This window comes from Stutzerimonas stutzeri (assembly GCF_024448695.1).
GTDB lineage: Bacteria > Pseudomonadota > Gammaproteobacteria > Pseudomonadales > Pseudomonadaceae > Stutzerimonas > Stutzerimonas stutzeri_T.
In genome coordinates, this window is sequence record NZ_JAMOHY010000019.1 from 13,445 (window position 1) to 34,309 (window position 20,865).

Below are 20,865 nucleotides of genomic sequence, written 5' to 3' on the forward strand. Positions count from 1 at the left end.
GGTTAATGTCTCGTTTCTTTATCGACCGGCCGATCTTCGCCTGGGTGCTGGCGATTGTCGCCATGCTCGCCGGCGCGTTGTCGCTGGTAAAAATGCCCATCAGCCAGTACCCCAACATCGCCGCGCCGGCTGTTGCCATTGCCGTGTCCTACCCCGGCGCCTCCGCACAGACCGTGCAGGACACCGTAGTGCAGGTCATCGAGCAGCAACTCAGCGGTCTTGACGGCTTCCGTTATATGTCCGCCGAAAGCAGCTCCGATGGCAGCATGACCATCATCGTGACCTTCGAGCAGGGAACCGACCCCGATATCGCCCAGGTGCAGGTGCAGAACAAGCTGCAGCTGGCCACGCCGCGTTTGCCTGAAGAGGTACAACGCCAGGGCCTGCGCGTGGTGAAATACCAGAAGAACTTCTTCCTGATCATCGGGCTGGCGGACAACACCGGCAAGCTGACCAACTTCGACCTTGGCAACCTGATCGCCTCGCAGTTGCAGGACCCGATTTCGCGCATCGACGGTGTCGGTGACTACCTGCTGTTCGGCTCGCCTTATGCCATGCGTATCTGGCTCGATCCGGCCAAGCTCAACAGCTACCAGCTGATGCCCGGCGACGTCGCCAACGCCATCCGCGAACAGAACGTGCAGGTCTCCTCCGGCCAGCTCGGCGGCTTGCCGACCCGCGCCGGCGTGCAGCTCAACGCCACCGTATTGGGCAAGACCCGCATGACCACGCCGGCTGAATTCGAAGAGATTCTGGTCAAGGTCAACGCCGATGGCTCGCAGGTGCGCGTCAAGGACATTGCCAAGGTTGAGCTGGGCGCAGACAACTTCTCCATCTTCAGTAAGCGCAACGGTCAGCCATCAGCAGGCCTGGCGCTGCGCCTCGCATCTGGCGGCAACCTACTGGAAACCGTGAAGGCAGTGAAGGCCGAGATGGAAAAGCAGAAAGCCTACCTGCCTGAAGGCGTCGAGGTGCTCTACCCCTACGACACCACGCCGGTGGTGGAAGCCTCCATCAGCTCGGTCATTCACACCATCATCGAGGCCGTGGTGCTGGTGTTTCTGGTGATGTACCTGTTCCTGCAGAACTTCCGTGCCACCTTGATTCCAACCCTGGCGGTGCCGGTCGTACTTCTTGGCGCCTTTGCACTGCTGCCCTACTTCGGCCTCAGCATCAACGTACTAACCATGTACGCGATGGTTCTGGCCATCGGCCTGCTGGTGGACGACGCCATCGTGGTGGTGGAGAACGTCGAGCGCCTGATGCACGAGGAGGGGCTGACACCTCTGGAAGCCACGCGCAAATCCATGGGCCAGATCCAGGGAGCGCTGGTGGGCATCGGCCTGGTGCTGTCGGCGGTGTTCGTGCCCATGGCCTTCTTCGGTGGTTCGGCCGGCATCATCTACAAGCAGTTCGCGGTAACCATCGTGCTCTGTATGAGCCTCTCGGTACTGGTGGCGATGATCTTCACTCCGGCGCTATGCGCCACCATCCTGAAGAAGCCCAAGGGCGACGCCCACCAGGAGAAAAAAGGCTTCTTCGGCTGGTTCAACCGCACCTTCGACCGCGGCACCAACCGCTTCGAGCGCGGCGTTGGCGGCATGCTCAAGCACCGCGGGCGCTATCTGCTGGCGTTCGTGCTGATCACCGCGGGTACCGGCTACCTGTTCACCCAGATCCCCAAGGCCTTCCTGCCTAATGAGGACCAGGGGCTGATGATGGTGGAAGTACGGATGCCTGTGAACTCCTCATCCGAGCGCACCGAAGCGGTTCTCACCCAGGTGCAGAACTACCTGAAGAGCCAGGAAGGCGAACTGATCGAGCACGTACTGACAGTCAACGGCTTCAACTTTGCCGGTCGCGGACAGAACTCCGGCCTTGGCCTGGTCATGCTCAAGGGCTGGGAGCAGCGCTCCGAGGACGACCAGGACGTGTTCAGTATTGCCGAGCGCGCCAACGCCCACTTCGCAACGATCAAAGATGCCTCGGTGATGGCGTTCGTGCCCCCGGCCATTCTGGAAATGGGTAACGCCATGGGCTTCAACCTCTTCCTGCAGGACAATGCGGGGCTGGGTCATGAAGCACTGATGGAGGCGCGCAACCAGTTCCTGCAACTGGCCAACGAGCACCCGAAACTGCATGCGGTACGCCCCAACGGCAAGGATGACGAACCCCAGTACCAAGTGATCATCGACGATGAGAAGGCTCGCGCGCTGCAAGTCAGCATTGCTTCGATCAACCAGACCATGAGCGCCGCCTGGGGCTCGATGTACGTCAACGACTTCATCGACCAGGGCCGTGTCAAGCGTGTGTACATCCAGGGCCAGGACGACTCGCGCATCTCACCGGAAGACTTCGACAAATGGTACGTGCGCAACGCCCTTGGCGAGATGGTGCCGTTCTCCGCCTTTGCCACTGGCGAGTGGGTGTTCGGTTCACCCAAGCTGGAGCGCTACGGCGGTATCTCCTCCATGGAAATCCTCGGTGAGCCGGCACCCGGCTACAGCACCGGCGACGCCATGGTCGCCATTGCCGGGATCATGCAGCAACTACCGCCGGGTATCGGGCTGAGCTACACCGGCCTGTCCTATGAAGAAATCCAGACCGGCGACCAGGCGCCCATGCTCTACGCGCTGACCGTGTTGATCGTGTTCCTCTGCCTGGCCGCTCTTTATGAGAGCTGGTCGGTGCCGGCCTCGGTGATGCTGGTGGTGCCGCTGGGCATTCTCGGCGCGGTACTTGCCACGCTGATGCGTGAACTGAATGCCGATGTGTACTTCCAGATTGGTCTGATGACCACGGTCGGCCTGTCGGCGAAGAACGCCATCCTTATCGTCGAATTCGCCAAGGATCTGTACGAGAAAGAGGGCATGCCCCTGGTCGATGCCGCGATCCATGCCGCCAGGCTGCGTCTGCGCCCCATCGTCATGACATCCCTCGCGTTCACCTGCGGCGTACTGCCGATGGCTCTGGCCAGTGGCGCCGGCGCCGGCAGTCAGCATTCGGTAGCCACCGGCGTGGTCGGCGGAATGATTACCGCCACCGTGCTTGCCGTATTCTTCGTGCCGCTGTTCTACGTGGTGGTGGTCAAGCTGTTTGAAGGCCGCAAGAAAGCCGACGAAGGAGAAAGCGCATGAAACTCAAGTATCTGACCGTCGCGATGACGCTGGCGCTGTCCGGCTGCAGCCTGATCCCCAATTACCAGAGCCCTGACATGCCCGTGCAGGCGCAGTGGCCAGAAGGTGCAGCCTATGATCAGGGCGTGTCGGCGAGCACTACCGCCACCGAGCTGGGCTGGCGGCAGTTCTTCGTTGATCCGACCCTGCAGCGCCTGATCGATCTCTCGCTGGAAAACAACCGCGACTTGCGCCAGGCAGCGCTCAACGTCGAGGCCTACCGCGCGCAGTATCGCATCAGCCGTTCCGATCTGTTCCCCAGCATCGGGGTCGACGGCAGCGGCCAGCGTCAGCGTCTGCCGGCCAATCTGTCAAACACCGGCGAGGCGGATATCGCCAGCCAGTACGGCGTGACGCTCGGCGTCAGTGCCTACGAGCTGGACTTCTTCGGTCGCCTGCGCAGCCTTGAAGAAAGCGCACTGGCTCGTTATCTGGCCACCGAAGAGGCGCAACGCAGCGTGCAGATCGGACTGGTCAGCGAGGTTGCCATGGCCTACCTGACCTGGCGCACCGACCAGGGCCTGCTGGAACTGACCCGCGGCACGCTCTATAGCTACGGCAAGAGCCTGAGCCTGGTGCAGGCTGCTCACGACGTGGGCACGGCGTCGGCGCTGGATGTGCGCCAGGCGCGCAGTCTGGTGGAGCAGGCACGCGTGCAGTTCGCCCGCTATTCGCGCCAGGTCGCGCAGGATGCCAACCTGCTGCGCCTGCTGCTTGGCACCGATTTGCCAGCCAATCTATCGGGGGGCTTTGGCTTCACCAATGTCTTCGCCGAACTACCGGTAGGCATGCCAGCCGACCTGCTACTGCGCCGACCCGACATCCGCGCGGCCGAATATCGCCTGCAGGCAGCCAATGCGAACATCGGTGCAGCGCGTGCAGCGTTCTTCCCGAGCATCCGCCTTACGGCTGCCGCCGGCACCCTGAGCGGTGAACTGGATGGATTATTCGAAGGTGGCTCGGGCACCTGGAGCTTCATGCCGCAAATCAACATTCCGATCTTCACTGCCGGCCGGCTCAAAGCCAACCTCAACTACGCCGAGGTGCAGAAGGACATCAACATCGCCGAGTACGAACAGACCATCCAGAGCGCATTTCGCGAAGTCGCCGATGGCCTGGCCGCTCGCGGCACGTTCGAAGAGCAGCTACAAGCCCAGACCGATCTGACCAGGACCACCCAGGAATATCTGGAGCTGGCACAGCAGCGCTATCACGAAGGCGTGGACAACTACCTCGCCGTACTCGATGCGCAACGCGAGCTGTTCTCTGCACAGCAGCAGTTGCTCAGCGATCAACTGCTGCAACTCAACAGTGAGGTGCAGCTATTCAAGGCGCTCGGCGGTGGCTGGACGGAGAGCATCGCGCTCGGCAACGAAACCCCGCAATAAATCGGCGGACCGGCTTTTACGGCCGGTCCTGCAACACTTGTTCTGATTGCGTTGAAAAAGGAGAAAAGCATGAACAATCGCTTCGCACTGCCGTTGGCACTTGCCCTTCTGACCGGCACAGCTACAGCAAGCGCCGCCGAGTTTTCCGGCGCACTGGGCGTGACCGGCCAGGGTGACATGAGCTACCGCGCCGGCTTGGCGTTCGACTGGGACAAGACCTGGCTAAACAGCGACACCGGGCATCTGACCGGCTACTGGGATGCTGCCTACACCTATTGGGAAGGCGGTGACGATTATGCCGGTGCACACTCGCTGTCCTTCGCTCCGGTTTTCGTCTATGAGTTCAACGGCTTCAAATACACACCCTTCGTTGAAGGCGGTGTCGGTGTTGCCTTCTTCTCCAAGACCGATGTCGGCGAGCAGCAGTTGGGTTCCTCGTTCAACTTCGAAAACCGCATCGGCGCCGGCCTGAAGCTGCCGCACGAGCAGAAAGTCGGCATCCGCGCCATGCATTACTCCAACGCCGGCATCAAGCAGCCCAATGACGGCATCGAGTCCTACTCACTGTTCTACAGTCGCCAGTTCTAAAAGATGGCAGTTGTTGGCGATGCGCAATGCTCGCCAACAGCTTCAGTGGCAATCCAGGGTATCGGCCAGCACATAGGCCTGAAAAGCCACCTCATCGATCCAGCACTGGATCAAGTCCTCCAGCCTCCCCTTTTCCTGCCACTGCGCCAGCAGCCCGTCGATACGGAGCTGCAACTGCGCATCCGGTGCAGTGATACGCAACGTCTGCTCACCCTCGGGCAGCCCCGGCAGCAGGCTGTTGTAACGACGCCATTCGGGCAGCACTGATAGCTCGGTGAGCAGGCGCTGATCGTCAACAACTGCGCGGCACTCGCCCAGCTTGAGCCCGATCAGGGCATGGGCCGTGCTGGGGTAGTCACGCGGCTGTGCACCGAAGCGCTGCACGACAAGCTGCGCATAGGGACTGGCCGCACTCAGGCAGACCGGCTGGTTGCGTAGTTGCTGCCAGTCGGCGACACCCCCTTCGCTGGCCGTCAGTGCGGCAGGTAGCGCCTGATAGTAGCGTGGGCCGGTGCCTGCCGGCCCCAATTGCAGATCGGCGCTGCCGGGCTGCGCCGTGACGGCGATCGTCTGCCCCAGCGCCCCGCCCAGAGCTTCCAGCAAGGCCGGCTCGAAGCTGTCTGTTTCAGTGCTCGACAGCACGCGGTACTCGGGCACTGCCGCGTACAACGGCTGAGCAGCTGTCAGGCCCGGCCCCAGCAGGGCCGGCAACAGGACCAGAAGCAGTAGTACGCGCACGGCAGCAACCTCAGACGTATTGGTAACGCAGCATCCGTTGCTTGAATTTTTCCAGTACCACCTGATCGATCAAGGTGGCGAGGATGGCGATCACCAGGATATTCATCATCACGCCGCTCATGTCGGCGATTTCGCCCGAGTACGCCAGCGAACGTCCCAGTCCCTGGCCAAAGCCGATCAGCATCTCTGCCGAAATCAGCGCACGCCAGGCGTTGCCGAACGCCAGCTGGGCGCCCGTGATCAACTCCGGCATCACCGCTGGCAGGTAGACCCGACGCAGCAGTTGCCAGCGCGAAGCACCCATCACCCGTGCTGCCGCGACATGCACCGGCTGCACGCTTTCGGTGGCGTTCATCACTGACAGCGCCATAGGGAAGAACGCGGCGAGCGCCACCACCACGATGATCGGCAGGTTGCCGAAGCCCATGACGATCAGGAACAGTGGCACCCAGGCAATCGACGGAATCGACTGTAGGATGACGATGGCCGAGCGCAGGATCTCGCGGAAGAAAAACAGCACACCCCCGACCAGACCGAAGCCAATGCCGAACAGCAATGCAAAACTGTAGCCACTGCCAAGGCGGCTCATGCTGCCGTACAGGCCTTCGCGAAATTCCGGTTCCTGCACTGTGCTGAATAGCCGCTCAAGCACCGTGGGAATCCCCGGCATCAGGAACGATGGCAGGCTCCAGGCCGCGGCTTGCCAGATCAACAGGATGAACAGGATCGCCAATGCCACGGCGAGGTACTTCTTCGGGCCGGTTAGGCGACGTGGCTGACTCATGGCTGTCCGACCTCCGTCTTGATGCCCAGCAACCTAAGAATCTCGGTTCGCTCAGCGGCAAACGCAGTGAGATCGTGGCTCTTTTCGCAATGGGTGAAATTGAATGTCTTCAACACCTTGGCCGGACGCGCGCTGAATACCAGCACGTGGTCCGCCAGATAGAGCGCCTCATCAACATCGTGAGTGACCAGCAGAACGGTAGGCTGATGCTCCTTGATCAATTCCAGCAATACATCCTGCAGCGCCATGCGAGTCAGCGCATCCAGCGCACCGAAGGGCTCATCGAGCAACAGCACCTCGGGTTTGGCGATAAAGGCTCGTGCCAGCGCCGTGCGCTGACGCATGCCGCCCGAAACCTGGTGCGGATAGTAATGTTCGAAACCATCCAGACTCACCCGCGCCAGCCATACCGCGGCCTGCTCGAAAGCGCTGGCCTTGGCCACACCCTGCAGTTCCAGCGCCATGGCGACGTTGCCTTGCAGGCTCAGCCACGGGTAGAGCGCATGCTCCTGGAACACCAGCGTGCGCCGGGGACTCGGGCCGGGAATCTTCTCGCCATCGGCCAGCACACGGCCAGCCGTGGGGTTTTCGAGTCCGGCCACCAAATGCAGCAGGGTCGACTTGCCGCACCCAGAGGGACCCACCAACGCCACCAGCTCGCCTTGTGCGAACTCGCCGTTGAAGCCCTTGATGACCTCAAGTTGCCCGAACTGCTTGTCTACTTCTTCAAATCTGAGCTGCATGAAAAACCTGAAAGTACTTCGCCGGCATCAGCCGGCAGAATGAAAGCTGCCCGGCACCTGGCCGGGCAGTGAGGACGTGCTGTATTTAGAGCTCGCGGGCTTCCTGCCAAGACAGGTCGAGAATGGCGGACGTATCGAACGGCTTGCCGTCGCGGGTTTTCAGCGACCCCAGTTCCTGCAGAATATCGGCCAGTTCCTGAATGCGTGCCAGATCGGCCTCATCCAGTTTGGCGGTGAAATCCTGAGTGGCAATGGCTTCCTCGATCACCACTTCACGCGGCAGCTCGCCGCGCTCCAGCGTCTTGAGCGTTGGTTCAGCGATGAAATAGCTGGCGATCAGCTTGGCCGCTTCGGCTGGCTGGTTCTCCAGCAATTCGATGGCTTCGCGCTGCGCATCGAGCGACTTCCACACGTCATCCTTGCGCTTGGCCAGGGTTTCCCCGGAGGTAATCACAACCATGCAGGGGAACGGCCAGACCTCACCGATCTCGTAGATCTGCTTGACCGGCGCCACCAGCTGGGCAATGCGGTCATAGGGCTCGAACAGGAAAGCCGCATCAACGCGCCCCGAAACCAGTGACTGCACCGCAACCGCGGGGCTGACACCCATGATGTTCACGTCTTTGGGCGTCAGCCCGGCCGCCTTCAGCGTGACACCGCGCAATACTGCATCGGCAGTGCTGCCCTCGCGCTGCGAAGCCAGACGGTGCCCCTTGAGCCCGGCTACATCTTCGATACCGGTTTCGTTGCGCACCAGGATCGAGTGATAGCCTTGCTGCGCACCGCTTACCACCTTTAGATCGGCACCCTTGGAGGCCCAGGCAACTGCGTTGGTGAAGCCCAGGACACCAGTGTCCAGCTGACCACCGACGATGGCCTTGATCAGGTCGGTGCCGGAGCTGAATTCGACCAGTTCGACATCCAGGCCATGCTTCTTGTACAGCTGCGCCTCGTGGGCAACCATCGCCTGGGCATCGTCCATGACGCGAATGTAGCCGACCTTGAATTTTTCCTGAGCCTGCGCAAATGCGCTCATTAGCAAAAGAGCGGGAACCAGCCAGTGTCTTGCCTTCATTCTTCGACCTCACGCAGTGCACTTGCGGGATATAACCAAAAGAAAGGCTATTATTCTTTAAGGTTATATATCTTGATTGGCTTAGAACTTTACACGATCTACTGCCCCGCTCGCACCTCTTGAGTGGCCATATGCACCCATGCGCGCGTTATAAGCGGAATTCGTTTGTAGAGTCTTAGCGCCTCATGACCCATCTACAGACTGATGGTCTTGCGCCCGGCCAGCGCGTGAGCGAGGGTTCCGCCGTCCACCAGGTCCAGTTCGCCACCCAGCGGAACACCATGCGCGATGCGGCTGAGAGTAAGCCCCTTGGGGATCAACAGCTGTGCGATGTAATGGGCGGTGGCCTCGCCTTCCACGGTCGGGTTGGTGGCCAAAATCACTTCGCTGAAACGGCCTGCCGCGACACGCGTCAGCAACTCGGGAATGCCAATGGCCTCCGGCCCGAGGCCATCGAGAGGAGACAGGTGTCCCTTGAGCACGAAATAGCGCCCGCGAAAGCCCGTTTGCTCGACCGCGAAGACATCCACAGGGCTTTGCACGATGCACAGCAGACTATCGTCCCGACGCGGATCGGCGCACTGCGCGCACAGCGCCTCTTCACTGAGGGTGCGGCACTGCTGGCAGTAAGCGACATTTTCCATCGCCCGCGTCAACGCCTGGGCCAGACGCAAACCACCGCTGCGATCACGCTCAAGCATCTGCAGGGCCATGCGCTGCGCCGTTTTCTGCCCGACGCCGGGGAGAATGCGCAACGCATCGATGAGTTGGCGAATCAGGGGGCTGAAGCTCATAAGTAAGTGTCGCTATTGGAAAGGGCAGCATGGAGCAAGGGCCGTTCAGGCGGCGTGCTGGGCAAAGCGCGAGAAAGCGTGGGCACCGGAGTTTACTGCGCGTAAATAAGGATGCCCGCGCCGTCGAGCAACGCAGTCATGTGCGTTGTATGGGCGCCCGGTTTAAAAAGGCATCTTGAAGCCAGGCGGCAGCTGCATACCAGCAGTCATACCGGACATCTTCTCCTGACTGTTCGACTCGATCTTGCGCACCGCATCATTCACGGCAGCGGCAATCAGATCTTCGAGGATGTCCTTGTCTTCCTGCATCAGGCTGTCATCGAGGCTGACGCGCTTGACGTCATGACGACCGTTCATCACCACGCTGACCAGGCCAGCGCCCGATTGGCCGGTCACTTCGGCGTTCGCCAGTTCTTCCTGCATTTTCTGCATCTTTTCCTGCATCTGCTGTGCCTGCTTCATCAGGCCGGCCATGCCACCTTTCATCATGGGGATTTCCTCGGGTCGATCAGGGTTGTTCCAGGGGTTCGATGGTGCCTTCGCGGATCACTGCCGCAAACTGCTGAATCAGTTGTTGGACCAGCGGATCGCTTTGAATCGATTGCTCGGCGGCCTGCTGCCGCTGCGTACGATACCGGGCCGCCGCCTGGGCCGGGGTTTCCTGCTGCGGTGTCTGCAGTTCGATCACCAACTTCAGCGGCCTGCCATGATACTGATCGAGCGCATCGTTCAGCCGCCGTTGCTGTGTTGCGTTGAACAGGGCGCTCTGCGCCGGGTCCAGGTGCATCAGCCAGCGATCATCCTCGACCGAAATCAACGTGCAATTGGACGCGATACTGCCGGTCAGACCCGACAAGCCAAGTTTGAGATAAATACTCTGCCACTCCGCTGCCAGGCCCGTGGCCGGCTCCATGGCAAGTGCAGGCTCGACAACAGCCGGAGCCGGTTCCAGCGCATCCAGGTTGTGCAGATAGGCTTCGGCCTGGGTTTCAGCCTGGAAATAATCCTCATCGCTCAGCGGCGGCTCGTCATCGTCAGAATCCTCGTGCAGAACCGGAGCAGCGACGGGATCAGGCGACCCGGCAACCGCCTCCTCCGGCACGCTGGTGACGGGCGGCTCGCTAATGGGCGGCGCCGGACGCTCTTCCCAGGGCAGATCGATTGGCGGTGTTGCAGGTGCAGGTTGTGTCGCCGCTTTCTCGGCGACAGGTACAGGCGCAGGCGCTGCGGGCTGAGGCGGCTCACTGACCGCATCAGGGGCTGATTGCGCCAAAACGTCAGGCTCAAGGCCAACCACGGGTGGCGCGGCTGCAATAATGGCAGGCGCCACGGGCGCGGTCGCAAGCGTCGTGGCGGCCACCGGCGCCACCTGGGAATCAGTCGTGGCCGGACTGATTCCCACATTCTTTAAGGGTGTTCGCGGCGCGCTTTCACTTCCTGCCGGGCGAAACGCCAGCATGCGCAGCAGGACCATCTCGAAGCCACTGCGCGGGTCCGGCGCCAGCGGCAGATCACGCCGACCGATCAGCCCCATCTGGTAGTAGAACTGTACGTCTTCAGCAGGCAGCGCCTGAGCCAGAGCAAGCACCCGCTCACGATCACCCTGACCGTTGTCCACGGCCTCCGGCAGCGCCTGGGCGATAGCCACGCGGTGCAGCACATTGAGTATTTCGGCCAGCACGCCGCCCCAGTCAGGGCCTTGCTCGGCCAGGTGCCGAACCGCTTCCAGCAGCGCCCGGGCATCGCCTTCCAGCAGCGCCTGCAGCACACCGTAGACCTGACCGTGATCCAGAGTACCGAGCATGCTGCGAACATCTTCGGCCAGCACCTTGCCTTCGCCGAATGCAATCGCCTGGTCGGTCAAGCTCATGGCATCGCGCATGGAACCATCGGCGGCACGCCCGAGCAGCCAGAGTGCGTCTTCCTCGAACGGTACATTTTCCGCACCCAGCACGTGGGTCAGATGCTCCACCACCCGCTCCGGCGGCATGTTCTTCAGCGAGAACTGCAGGCAGCGTGACAGGATGGTTACGGGCAGCTTCTGCGGATCAGTGGTGGCCAGTAGGAACTTGACATGCGGCGGCGGCTCTTCGAGCGTTTTCAGCAGCGCGTTGAAGGAATGCGACGAAAGCATGTGCACTTCGTCGATCAGGTAGACCTTGAAGCGGCCCCGACTGGGCGCGTACTGAACGTTATCCAGCAGTTCGCGCGTGTCTTCGACCTTGGTGCGGCTTGCAGCATCGACTTCGATCAGATCGACAAAGCGCCCCTCATCGATCTCGCGACATACCGAACACTCGCCACAGGGCGTCGAGCTGACGCCGGTTTCGCAGTTCAGGCACTTGGCGATGATTCGCGCGATGGTGGTCTTGCCGACGCCGCGCGTACCGGTGAAGAGGTAAGCATGGTGCAGACGCTGGCTGTCCAGCGCATTGATCAGAGCCTTGAGCACATGCGTCTGCCCGACCATTTCGCGGAACGAGCGCGGACGCCATTTACGGGCCAGGACCTGATAACTCATAACACCATCGCGGGATAAAACAGAGGACGGACAATGCTAGCGGAGCAAGCCGCAAATTGCATCCGGCCTGTCATCCAGCCTACCGGCGTTGCCGCCCCTATTGCCGCAATCGTGCCCCCAGTGCCCGCACGACCTGTTCCAGCGAAGCCTGGCCCGCTACATCCATCTCCAGCCCATCGATTTCACGGCGTGGCGGATAGTCCTTGCGCAACTGATCGAAACCCATCCGGCGCTGTTCATCATCACCGCCGAGAGTTCGTCGAAAGGCCGCGTCGTCACGGCGTGGGTCGTACACGGCTCGGCAGACAGTTGCCAGCAACTCATCAGCGCTGGCCGTATCGGCAAAAGAGAGACCGCGCAAGGGTGCACTTGGCATCAGCGCGGCCAATTCAAGCTTCGGCACCAGCCCTTTGCTGGCGCAGAACGCCTGATAAATCTGTGCGGTGCCACGGAGCTTGCCGTCCAGGCTGTAGCCGGCAATATGCGGCGTCGCGATCCAGCACAGCTCGGCCAGCTCGACGTTCACCTGCGGCTCGCCTTCCCAGACATCCAGCACGGCCTGGATGTCCTGGCGCTGCGCCAGCTGGTTGCGCAGCGCCGTATTGTCCACCACCGCGCCACGGCTGGCATTGATCAGCCAACTGCCGGCGCGCAGACGTTCGAGACGAGCCTGATCGAGCAAATGAAAGGTGGCGTGCGCGCCATCGAGGATCAGCGGCGTGTGCAGGCTGATAACGTCACAGGTTTCAATGATTTCATCGAGACTGACGAAGCCGCAGGCTTCCCGCGTCTGACGTGGCGGATCACAGACCTTCACTTCCCAGCCCAGACCCCGCAAGACGCCCACCAGACGCCCGCCAACCTCACCTGCTCCGACCACGCCATAGCATCGACTGCTCAGGTCGACACCCTCGCCTTCTGCCAGCGCCAGCAGGCTACCGAGCACGTAGTCCACCACTCCACGGGCGTTGCAGCCCGGCGCGCTGGCCCATGCGATCCCGGCTTCCGCAAAATAATCCAGGTCCAGATGATCGGTGCCGATCGTACAGGTGCCCACGAAGCGCACCTGACTGCCTTCCAGCAATTCGCGATCAACCCGGGTCACCGAACGCACCAGCAGTACGTCCGTCTGCTCCAGTGCTGCCCGGTTGATACGCCGCCCCGGCATGCGATGGATATCGCCGAACTCGGCGAAGAAGGCATCGACCAGGGGGATATTTTCGTCTGCAAGAATGCGCATGCGCTGCTCCATGTCTGATACGCCCATTCTAGACCGCCGCAGCACCTCTGTGCCTTCCGGGGGCGCTTCGCTCGGCGTAGACTACGCCTCTTTCTGTATACAACCCGGACTGTCCGAAATGCCTGCTGAGCCAAGACTCAGACGGGTGCGCATTGAATTGCGCGCCCTCTTCGCCATCGCCCTGCCCATGATGATCGGGCAACTGGCCAATACCGCCATGGGCTTCGTCGACACCATGATGGCCGGGCGCGTCAGTCCGCGCGATCTGGCTGCTGTCGCCCTGGGTAATTCGATCTGGGTACCGATGTTCCTGCTGACCAGTGGTGTAATTCTGGCGACCACGCCGAATGTGGCGAAACGCTTCGGCGCCGGCGAAGACGCCCAGATAGGCCCGGTGGTGCGCCAGGCATTGTGGATGGGGTTGGGGATCGGCAGCCTGTCTGCCGTACTGATGTGGAATGCCGAGCCGCTGCTGCACCTTCTGCAAGTCGAAACGGGCCTGATCGACCCTACCATGCGCTACCTGCGTGCCGTGGCCTGCGGTTTTCCGACGATGGCGCTTTATCTGGTACTGCGCTGCTACAGCGATGGCCTGGGGCACAGCCGACCGAGCATGGTGATCGGCCTGCTCGGCTTGCTGCTGAACATTCCGCTGAACTACATCTTCATCTACGGCAAACTGGGCGTGCCGGCCATGGGTGGTGTCGGTTGCGGCTGGGCCACGGCGCTGGTGATGTTGTTCATGTGCCTGGCCATGCTGTTCTGGGTGCGCCGCGCCCCGTACTACCAGCCAAGCCGGCTGTTCGAGCGTTTCGACAGACCGTCCTGGCCGGAGCTCAGCCACTTGTTGTCGGTCGGCATTCCCATCGGCATTGCGGTATTTGCCGAGGCCAGCATATTTTCAGTCATCGCCCTGCTGATCGGCGCGCTCGGTGCGACCGTGGTCGCCGGCCATCAGATCGCCCTCAACTTCACTTCGCTGATCTTCATGATTCCGCTGTCGCTGGGCATGGCGATCACAGTGCGCATCGGTCAGGCGCTGGGCCGCAATGCCCCGCGCGATGCGCGTTTCGTGGCGGGTCTGGGGATCGTCACCGGGCTGCTCTTTGCCTGTTTTTCAGCCACGCTCATGCTGCTGTTCAGCGAACAAATCGCGCGCATCTACACCACCGATCCGGCAGTCATCGGAGTGGCGGCCGGGCTGTTCATATATGCCGCGCTGTTCCAGTTCTCCGATGTTGTTCAGGTGACTGCAGCCGGCGCCCTGCGCGGTTATCAAGACACCCGCATGACGATGATTTACACCCTGTTCGCCTATTGGGGAATCGGCCTGCCGCTGGGTTACACCCTGGGGCTGACCGATACCTTTGGCGCGGCCAGCGGGCCGGCAGGCCTCTGGCAGGGGCTGATTGCCGGTCTGAGTTGCGCGGCGCTGCTGTTGAGCATTCGCCTGGTGCGCAGCGCACGCAAGGAGATTCGCCGCCTGCCTAAACCTCAAGCACCAGCAACGCCGCACTGAGCAACAGAAAGCCGCTGAACAGCAGGCGCAGCAGGCGCTCTGGCAGCGCGTGCGCCAGCTTCACGCCCAGACTGATGCTGAGCAGCCCGCCGATGGCCAGCGGCACTCCGAGCGCCCAGTCAACCTGCCCGTGCAGTGCATACGTCACCAGCGTCACCCCCGTACTGGGTGCCGCCAGAGACAATGACAAGCCTTGCGCAATGACCTGAGAAGTGCCAAATACTGAAGTGAGCACTGGCGTGGCCAGCACCGCACCGCCTACGCCGAACAATCCCCCCAGGGCGCCAGCGCCAGCGCCCAGAGCACCCAGCCAGGGCCAGGGATAACGCAGCTCGGTAGCGCCAACCTGTGGCTTGAGGAAGACACGCAGCAAGGTATAGAGGGCCAGGACCAGCAGGAAGCCGACGAAAGCGATGCGCATGCGTCCGGCATCCAGCGATACCGCCAGTGCTGCACCGGCGATGGCGAAACAGAAACTGGAAACGCCCAACGCCGCCGCATGGCGGATATCGATGCGGTTGCGCTGGTGATAGCGCCAGATCGCCAGCAGCACATTGGGCACGACCATGACCAGAGCCGTTCCTTGCGCCAGTTGCTGGTCCAGACCGAAGAGTACGCCCAGTACCGGAATCGCAATCAGCCCACCACCGATGCCGAACAGCCCACCCAACGCCCCCAGCACCAGACCCAGTGCAATATTCAACGCGCTGCCAAGCAGATCCATTGATCACTTTCCAGATATAAAAAAAGCGATACTATAGCGCCCGAACTATTCCGGATACGCATAGCCATGCACAATGGTTATGCGATTTTCACAAAGCCGGCCAAACAAGCATGCAATCAGACCCGCTCTCCGAACAGTTCAGATTGTTTCTCGATACTCTCGACACCGGCAGCTTTTCTGCCGCCGGCCGTCTGCATGGCCTGACGCCCTCCACTGTCGCCCGGCGTATTGATGCGCTGGAGAACAGCCTGGGCTGCCAGCTGGTCAGCCGCAGCACCCACGCCATAAAGCCCACCACAGCAGGCCAGGTGTTCGCCGAGCGAGCCAGGCGCATCGTGCAGGAACTGCAACTGGTTCGGGCCGAGGTCACTTCGCTGCAAAATGCACCGCGCGGTCGCATTCGGATAGACGCCCCTGCCCCCTTTGGTCGTCGGCATCTGGCGCCGGCGCTGGCGGAATTTCTTCAGATCTATCCCGAGGTGGATATCCAGCTGCGCCTGATCGACAGCTTCGTCGATCTGCGCGGTGAGCACCTGGGCGAAGTCGATCTGGTGCTGCGCATCGGCCCGCTGGCCGATACCCGCCTGGTTGCCACACCGCTGGCACCGATGGTGCGGGTTGTTTGTGCAAGTCCCGACTACCTGGCGCGACGTGGCGTACCGCTGAACGTCAGCGAATTGCCAACGCATGACGGCCTGGACTGGGATGCACTGGCGCCGCCTCACGCGTGGCGCTTCGAACATGACGGCAAGCGGCAATTGCTGCGCCCCCGCCGCATGCGGATGATCGCCAACAACGCCGAAGCCTTGCTTAGCGGTACGCTGGCAGGCTTGGGCATTGCACATCTACCGACCTGGCTGATTGGTGATCATCTGTTGCGAGGCGATTTATTGCCGCTGTTTTGCGAACACGGATTGCCCCCACCCGAGCCCAGCGGCATCTATGCCCTGCGCCTGACAAGGGAAGGCGATTCGCGCAGCCGTTTACTGCTGGAGTTTTTGAAGAGCCGCTTCGGCCCGGTCCCGCCGTGGGACCAGGCCCTGCAAAGCGGACTTGGTGTAGGTTGAAGCTCCAGGGCCGCCGGGAAGGTTGACGAGGCACTGTTAATGCCTCGCAGGAAGTTCACAACGGCCCTGGCTGTCAGACTGTGCAGCCAGATAACTCCTGGGTCACTCCCCAGCCATCGACCACACCACCCAAAGGCTCGACAAGATCCTCCAGATCCTGCTCGAAATCACCGATGCCGTCGAATGTGGCGTACATGACCTTGCTCACCTGAAGATTCCAGGCGCCATCATCACGGGGAAAGACTTGTGTGTTCACGCATTCGCCACGAAAGTTGCTGGCGGCTGCGCATGCCTGCTCACGGTCGGGAAATACCGCATAAAACTCGATAGGGTGAACGCGGGCGAAATCGAAACCGCCTTCCTTCATCCTCAAGAGCACGTTACTGCTGACATCCTCATGGAAGGTGGTACTCATGATTAACCTCCTCTCACTCAGACGGCGCTTACAAACTGCTGCGCTGGACCCTCTTGCCGTGCCTGATCTTCGCGCACTGACCTTGTAAACGCCCTCTATGGATGAACGGCTTTTTCAGAATGAATAAGCCTTGTGGTCGAGCCTCGTTGCAGAAATGGAATGGAATAAAACGAGTGTCACGAATGGCATGTTCAGCCAAGGTCGGGAACGCTTTGACCCTGTCGACGACATCGAACATAGGGCATCTGGATCACAGCCGCAATGACTTGGGCGCATCACAAAGAGCGAGCGCCCTTGCACACACCACGAAATCAGTCGTTACTGGCTTTGCCGATGGCCTGCAAAACATACTGAGGCAGCGCAAAGGCGGCGAGATGGACATGTGGATTGTAGTAGCGCGTCACAACCCCGCTGCCAGCAAAGCGCTGGCAAAGTGTTTCCAGCGGTTGCCGACGACTGGCTGAATCACAAGCGCCCCAGGCAAAGGACATCGCTCCCCCGCTGCAGGTGGATACCGCAGCCTGGTAGAAGTGCCAGTCGGCAAACAGGCCATTCATGCTCCTGGCCGCAGCCTGCACCTGGGCGAGTTGCATGAACGGAGCGCCCGCGCGCGCAACCAGAATCCCGCCATCACCCAAGCGGCGGCGGCAGGCCTGATAGAAGTCCCCGGAAATCTCTTCGGCAGTACCTGCATGGGTGCGCTCGCAGATAATCACGTCAAACGTTTCTTCACAGGCGTTGATGAAATGCAGCCCGTCATCGATCAGCAGATTCAGGCGAGCATCGTTGAAAGCCCCCCTGGCATGCTCCGGCAGAAAGGTCTTGCAGGCCTCCAGCATGGCGCCATCAGCCTCGACCATGGTGATGCTTTCGACATCGCGATGCCTGGCGACCTCACGCACGATCCCGCCATCGGCCCCGCCAATAATCAGCACCCGCCGGACCAAACCATGGGCAAGGATCGGCAGGTGCGTGAGCATTTCGTTAGCAATGAACTCATCCGCCTCGGTGGTCTGGATCACCCCATCAAGCGCCATGACACGCCCCATTCGAGCATTCTCGAAAATAACCAGATGCTGATGCCCGGTGCGTACGTCATGCAGCATCCGGTCGATGGTAAAACGCTGGCCGTATCCCTCGTAGAGAGCTTCCTGATAATCACTCATGGGTATCTCCCGTGATGGATGATGTGGCAGAAGGCGCACAGCATCTCAGCGCCTTCGCCTGGAGGAAAGCATCGAACTCTACTTTAGTCTAATGACAGGTCAAACCAGCCCTGCACCTGGCTAGAGCCTGACCTTGGCGAAACGGCTGACCGCGACGATCCACATGACCAGGCCAACCACCGGCAGAAGCGCGATCACCAGGCTCCAGATGACCTTGCGCCCGTACTCGATACGGCTGAACCAGACATGAAGAATCGCCAGCAGATCCGCAATAAGCACTGCGACGGCCAGCAAGGGTGTCAGCTCATCCATTGATCAGCGCCTCGGACTCATGTCGTCAGGGCGGTTACCGCGCGGCCCCATGATGGCCCAGAGAATCAGGCCAAGCACCGGCAGGATCAGGATTAGCAAGACCCAGAGCACCTTCTTCCCGGTTGCCGCATCACTTCGCACCACGCTGACGATGGCCCAGATATCCAGTAGCAGAATGATCAGGCCGAAAATACCGCCGAAGGCATCTGTCATGGGTGATTCCTCATTACGATGGGTTCGCAATTTGGATGCCTGGCAAGCGTGAGGGTTCAGGCTTGCCGGCGGCAGCGGACTGCACGGACAACCGTCGTAAAGAACCGCACCCTGTCCCGGAGATGCCTGCGACCCGTGCGGGAGAAAAGTGGGAGGCCTATTTCCAGTAGCTGTTCGCTGCCGCGACGGTCTGGAAGTGGATGGCAACCACTTCAGAAGCGTGCATCAATGCCTCACCGTTCTGCGCGTATTTCGCACGCTCGCGAAACAGCACTTCTTTGTCTGGCTGGGTACTTTTGACACCCATTCTGGAAAGTTTGACCGCCAGCTCGAAACCTTCCTGCGGTGTTTCGGTAATCAGGCTCGGCAACCAGCGCTCAGGCGCCTTGTCCTGAGCCTGAAGTGAAAGGGGCAAGCCCAGAACAAGAACAGCGATGCCAATTGCAGTTGTGCATTTGATAGCCATTGTTTCTCCAATTCCCCAGTCGGGGGTAAGCGGCTTTCGTGGTCGCGGACTGCCAGCATCTGCTGAAGTCGAAGCATTAATGACCCATTGCGAAAGCGTGCTCAATACACCTTTGGAGCAACAACCCTGGTTCAATCGTCCAGGCGCGGAAAGCGGTTCGCAATATCGTCGCCGGTATACTGCGGGACACGGTCTTGCGGGTTATTGAACAGGCAAATGGCGATCAGGTGCGGACGTTCGCCCTTATCGAACCAATGACGAACGCCCGCAGGTATCAGGATCAGGTCACCTTTCTCGCACAGTACGGCATAGACCTTGTCCTCAACATGCAGGTTGAACAGCCCGTATCCGGCAACGAAAAGATGCACCTGATCGCCAGGCAGGACGCACTCTTCCAGCTCTTGCACGTGCGGCTCGGTCAGCCTGAATTGGTCGCGGGTCAGACTGAGCACATCCATGCCGGCATAACCGCGCTCGTTCATCAGCCGGTCGATCTGCGATTGATAAGCGGCGATCAACGCTTCATCACTGGCATTCGGAGCAATGACGCTACTGGCCTGCCAGCGCTCCAGATGCACACCTGCTTCGGCCAGCGTGACGGCGATATCCTCGTGATGCGTGAGCACCTTGAAGGGCTGTTCGGGCGTGCTTTGGTGATAGACGCTGAGGATGCTCATGGTCGCTGTCTCCGGGCCGGGCGTTAAGTGACCCGGCGTCTGATCGATGATTCGGCAGCAAAGTCGTAGCCGCTGGCAGTCATGCCCGACTCCCCTGCACAGGAATGGCAATGATAACGGCTGCAGCCAGAGCCGCCAGACTGGCGATGGCGAAAGCCCAGCCAGGTCCCAGACTGCTCCAGCTGTAGCCTGAATACAGCGCCCCCAGCGCACCGCCGATACCCGCCAACGTCGCATATAGGGCCTGACCCTGCCCCTGCTGGCGGTGGCCGAAACTGCGCTGGACAAAATGCACCGCAGCGGCGTGGAAACTGCCAAAGGTGGCCGCATGCATCAACTGCGCGAGCAGCAGCACGACAAGGTGGTCGGCCAGCGTACCCAGCAACAGCCAGCGCAACGCCGCCAGCAGGAAGCTTGCCACCAGCACCTGCCGCAGGGAGAAGCGCTTGAGCAACGCCGCCATCATCAGGAACAGCAGAATCTCGGCAACGACCCCCAACGCCCAGAGCAGGCCGATGGTGCCTCGGTCGTAGCCGAGCGCTTCCAGATGAATACTGAAAAAAGTGTAGTAAGGCCCGTGACTAACCTGCATCAGGCCAACGCACACATAGAATGCCAGCACGCCGGGCCGGCACAGTTGTCGCATGAAACCGCCCTGCCCGCTCGTATCAGGCCGCGGTTCCGGCTGCGCATTGGGCACCCATACACTGCTGAGGACAATACCCGCCATGAGCACAATGATCGCCACCGGATAGACATCCAGGCTGAGTCGCTCGAACAGCATGCCCAGCCCCACCACCGCAACGATGAAGCCGATGCTGCCCCACAGCCGAACCTGGCTGTAGCGCGCCGCCTGTTCGCGCAAATGCGCCAAGGTAATCACCTCGAACTGCGGCAGCACCGCATGCCAGAAGAATGCATGCAAGGCCATCACCAGCACCAGCCAGGCGTAGCTTTTGTCAAAAAAGATCAGACCGAACGACAGCAGTGTGCAGAGTGCACCGATACGCACGATGGCCAGGCGCTGACCCGTCACATCACCCAGCCAGCCCCAGAGGTTCGGCGCCAGGCAGCGCATCAGCATGGGAATCGCTACCAGCTCACCGATGCGCTCTGCGGAAAAGCCGAGATGGGCGAAATACAAACCGAAAAACGGCGCCGTCGCCCCGAGCAGCGAGAAGTAGAAGAAATAAAAGCCGGAAAGACGCCAGTACGGAAGAGAAACACTCATAAACGGCAAACTTCAAGCCACAAGCAGA

Annotated in this window: 21 protein-coding genes; 5 read left to right on the forward strand and 16 right to left on the reverse strand. The window is 60.9% G+C overall.

Annotation, left to right across the window (positions count from 1 at the left end; translation table 11 throughout):
• Positions 1-5: 5 nt before the first annotated feature.
• The 3 genes from NAV32_RS13415 (at position 6) to NAV32_RS13425 (ending at position 5,152) form a co-directional block, all read left to right on the forward strand.
• Entirely contained in the window at positions 6-3,137 is a 3,132-nt protein-coding gene (locus NAV32_RS13415) for an efflux RND transporter permease subunit (RefSeq protein ID WP_256053295.1), read from the forward strand.
• Positions 3,134-4,564 (forward strand): AdeC/AdeK/OprM family multidrug efflux complex outer membrane factor, encoded by a 1,431-nt coding sequence (gene adeC / locus NAV32_RS13420; RefSeq protein ID WP_256053296.1) that lies wholly within the window; start codon positions 3,134-3,136, stop codon positions 4,562-4,564. The genes NAV32_RS13415 and adeC overlap by 4 nt, the downstream gene beginning before the upstream one ends.
• Before the next feature lie 69 nt (positions 4,565-4,633).
• Complete coding sequence (locus NAV32_RS13425) at positions 4,634-5,152, forward strand: acyloxyacyl hydrolase (protein WP_256053297.1); 519 nt, start codon at positions 4,634-4,636, stop codon at positions 5,150-5,152.
• 42 nt (positions 5,153-5,194) lie between these two features.
• On the opposite strand, the gene NAV32_RS13430 is transcribed toward NAV32_RS13425, so the two are convergent.
• From NAV32_RS13430 to pdxB, 8 genes are all read right to left on the reverse strand, one after another.
• Positions 5,195-5,890, reverse strand: a complete 696-nt coding sequence (locus NAV32_RS13430; protein WP_256053298.1) for an amino acid ABC transporter substrate-binding protein — start codon at positions 5,888-5,890, stop codon at positions 5,195-5,197.
• 10 nt (positions 5,891-5,900) lie between these two features.
• On the reverse strand, positions 5,901-6,674 hold the full coding sequence (locus NAV32_RS13435) for an ABC transporter permease (RefSeq protein ID WP_256053299.1): 774 nt from the start codon (positions 6,672-6,674) through the stop codon (positions 5,901-5,903).
• Positions 6,671-7,417 (reverse strand): ABC transporter ATP-binding protein, encoded by a 747-nt coding sequence (locus NAV32_RS13440; RefSeq protein ID WP_256053300.1) that lies wholly within the window; start codon positions 7,415-7,417, stop codon positions 6,671-6,673. The genes NAV32_RS13435 and NAV32_RS13440 overlap by 4 nt, the downstream gene beginning before the upstream one ends.
• A gap of 85 nt (positions 7,418-7,502) precedes the next feature.
• The gene (locus NAV32_RS13445) at positions 7,503-8,492 is read right to left on the reverse strand and encodes an ABC transporter substrate-binding protein (protein ID WP_256053301.1); all 990 of its coding nucleotides are present in this window, start codon (positions 8,490-8,492) and stop codon (positions 7,503-7,505) included.
• Positions 8,493-8,686: 194 nt separating this feature from the next.
• Entirely contained in the window at positions 8,687-9,286 is a 600-nt protein-coding gene (recR, locus tag NAV32_RS13450; protein WP_256053302.1) for a recombination mediator RecR, read from the reverse strand.
• A gap of 162 nt (positions 9,287-9,448) precedes the next feature.
• Complete coding sequence (locus NAV32_RS13455; RefSeq protein ID WP_256053303.1) at positions 9,449-9,775, reverse strand: YbaB/EbfC family nucleoid-associated protein; 327 nt, start codon at positions 9,773-9,775, stop codon at positions 9,449-9,451.
• 19 nt (positions 9,776-9,794) lie between these two features.
• Entirely contained in the window at positions 9,795-11,807 is a 2,013-nt protein-coding gene (gene dnaX / locus NAV32_RS13460; protein WP_256053304.1) for a DNA polymerase III subunit gamma/tau, read from the reverse strand.
• Positions 11,808-11,904: 97 nt separating this feature from the next.
• A complete protein-coding gene (gene pdxB, locus NAV32_RS13465; RefSeq protein ID WP_256053305.1) occupies positions 11,905-13,047 on the reverse strand; it encodes a 4-phosphoerythronate dehydrogenase PdxB in 1,143 nt (380 codons plus the stop codon).
• 118 nt (positions 13,048-13,165) lie between these two features.
• On the opposite strand from pdxB, the gene NAV32_RS13470 reads away from it, so the two are divergent.
• A complete protein-coding gene (locus NAV32_RS13470; protein ID WP_256053306.1) occupies positions 13,166-14,566 on the forward strand; it encodes an MATE family efflux transporter in 1,401 nt (466 codons plus the stop codon).
• On the opposite strand, the gene NAV32_RS13475 is transcribed toward NAV32_RS13470, so the two are convergent.
• Complete coding sequence (locus tag NAV32_RS13475; protein ID WP_256053307.1) at positions 14,535-15,290, reverse strand: sulfite exporter TauE/SafE family protein; 756 nt, start codon at positions 15,288-15,290, stop codon at positions 14,535-14,537. The genes NAV32_RS13470 and NAV32_RS13475 overlap by 32 nt on opposite strands.
• 110 nt (positions 15,291-15,400) lie before the next feature.
• Here NAV32_RS13475 and NAV32_RS13480 point away from each other — a divergent pair, with 110 nt between their 5' ends.
• Positions 15,401-16,357: a LysR family transcriptional regulator gene (locus NAV32_RS13480; RefSeq protein ID WP_256053308.1), complete on the forward strand. Its 957-nt coding sequence runs from the start codon at positions 15,401-15,403 to the stop codon at positions 16,355-16,357.
• A gap of 73 nt (positions 16,358-16,430) precedes the next feature.
• On the opposite strand, the gene NAV32_RS13485 is transcribed toward NAV32_RS13480, so the two are convergent.
• From NAV32_RS13485 to NAV32_RS13515, 7 genes are all read right to left on the reverse strand, one after another.
• Positions 16,431-16,772, reverse strand: a complete 342-nt coding sequence (locus NAV32_RS13485; RefSeq protein WP_256053309.1) for a ribonuclease E inhibitor RraB — start codon at positions 16,770-16,772, stop codon at positions 16,431-16,433.
• A gap of 311 nt (positions 16,773-17,083) precedes the next feature.
• On the reverse strand, positions 17,084-17,938 hold the full coding sequence (speE, locus tag NAV32_RS13490) for a polyamine aminopropyltransferase (protein ID WP_256053310.1): 855 nt from the start codon (positions 17,936-17,938) through the stop codon (positions 17,084-17,086).
• Positions 17,939-18,058: 120 nt separating this feature from the next.
• A complete protein-coding gene (locus tag NAV32_RS13495; protein WP_256053311.1) occupies positions 18,059-18,250 on the reverse strand; it encodes a PLDc N-terminal domain-containing protein in 192 nt (63 codons plus the stop codon).
• A gap of 3 nt (positions 18,251-18,253) precedes the next feature.
• Positions 18,254-18,463: a PLDc N-terminal domain-containing protein gene (locus NAV32_RS13500; protein WP_256053312.1), complete on the reverse strand. Its 210-nt coding sequence runs from the start codon at positions 18,461-18,463 to the stop codon at positions 18,254-18,256.
• 157 nt (positions 18,464-18,620) lie between these two features.
• Positions 18,621-19,034, reverse strand: coding sequence for a hexameric tyrosine-coordinated heme protein (locus NAV32_RS13505; RefSeq protein WP_256053313.1), 414 nt, complete (start codon positions 19,032-19,034; stop codon positions 18,621-18,623).
• Between the two features lie 26 nt (positions 19,035-19,060).
• Positions 19,061-19,606 carry an acireductone dioxygenase gene (locus NAV32_RS13510; RefSeq protein WP_256053314.1) on the reverse strand — a complete coding sequence of 182 codons (546 nt, stop codon included), beginning with the start codon at positions 19,604-19,606 and terminating at the stop codon, positions 19,061-19,063.
• Between the two features lie 79 nt (positions 19,607-19,685).
• Positions 19,686-20,837 carry an MFS transporter gene (locus tag NAV32_RS13515; protein ID WP_256053315.1) on the reverse strand — a complete coding sequence of 384 codons (1,152 nt, stop codon included), beginning with the start codon at positions 20,835-20,837 and terminating at the stop codon, positions 19,686-19,688.
• Positions 20,838-20,865: the final 28 nt, after the last annotated feature.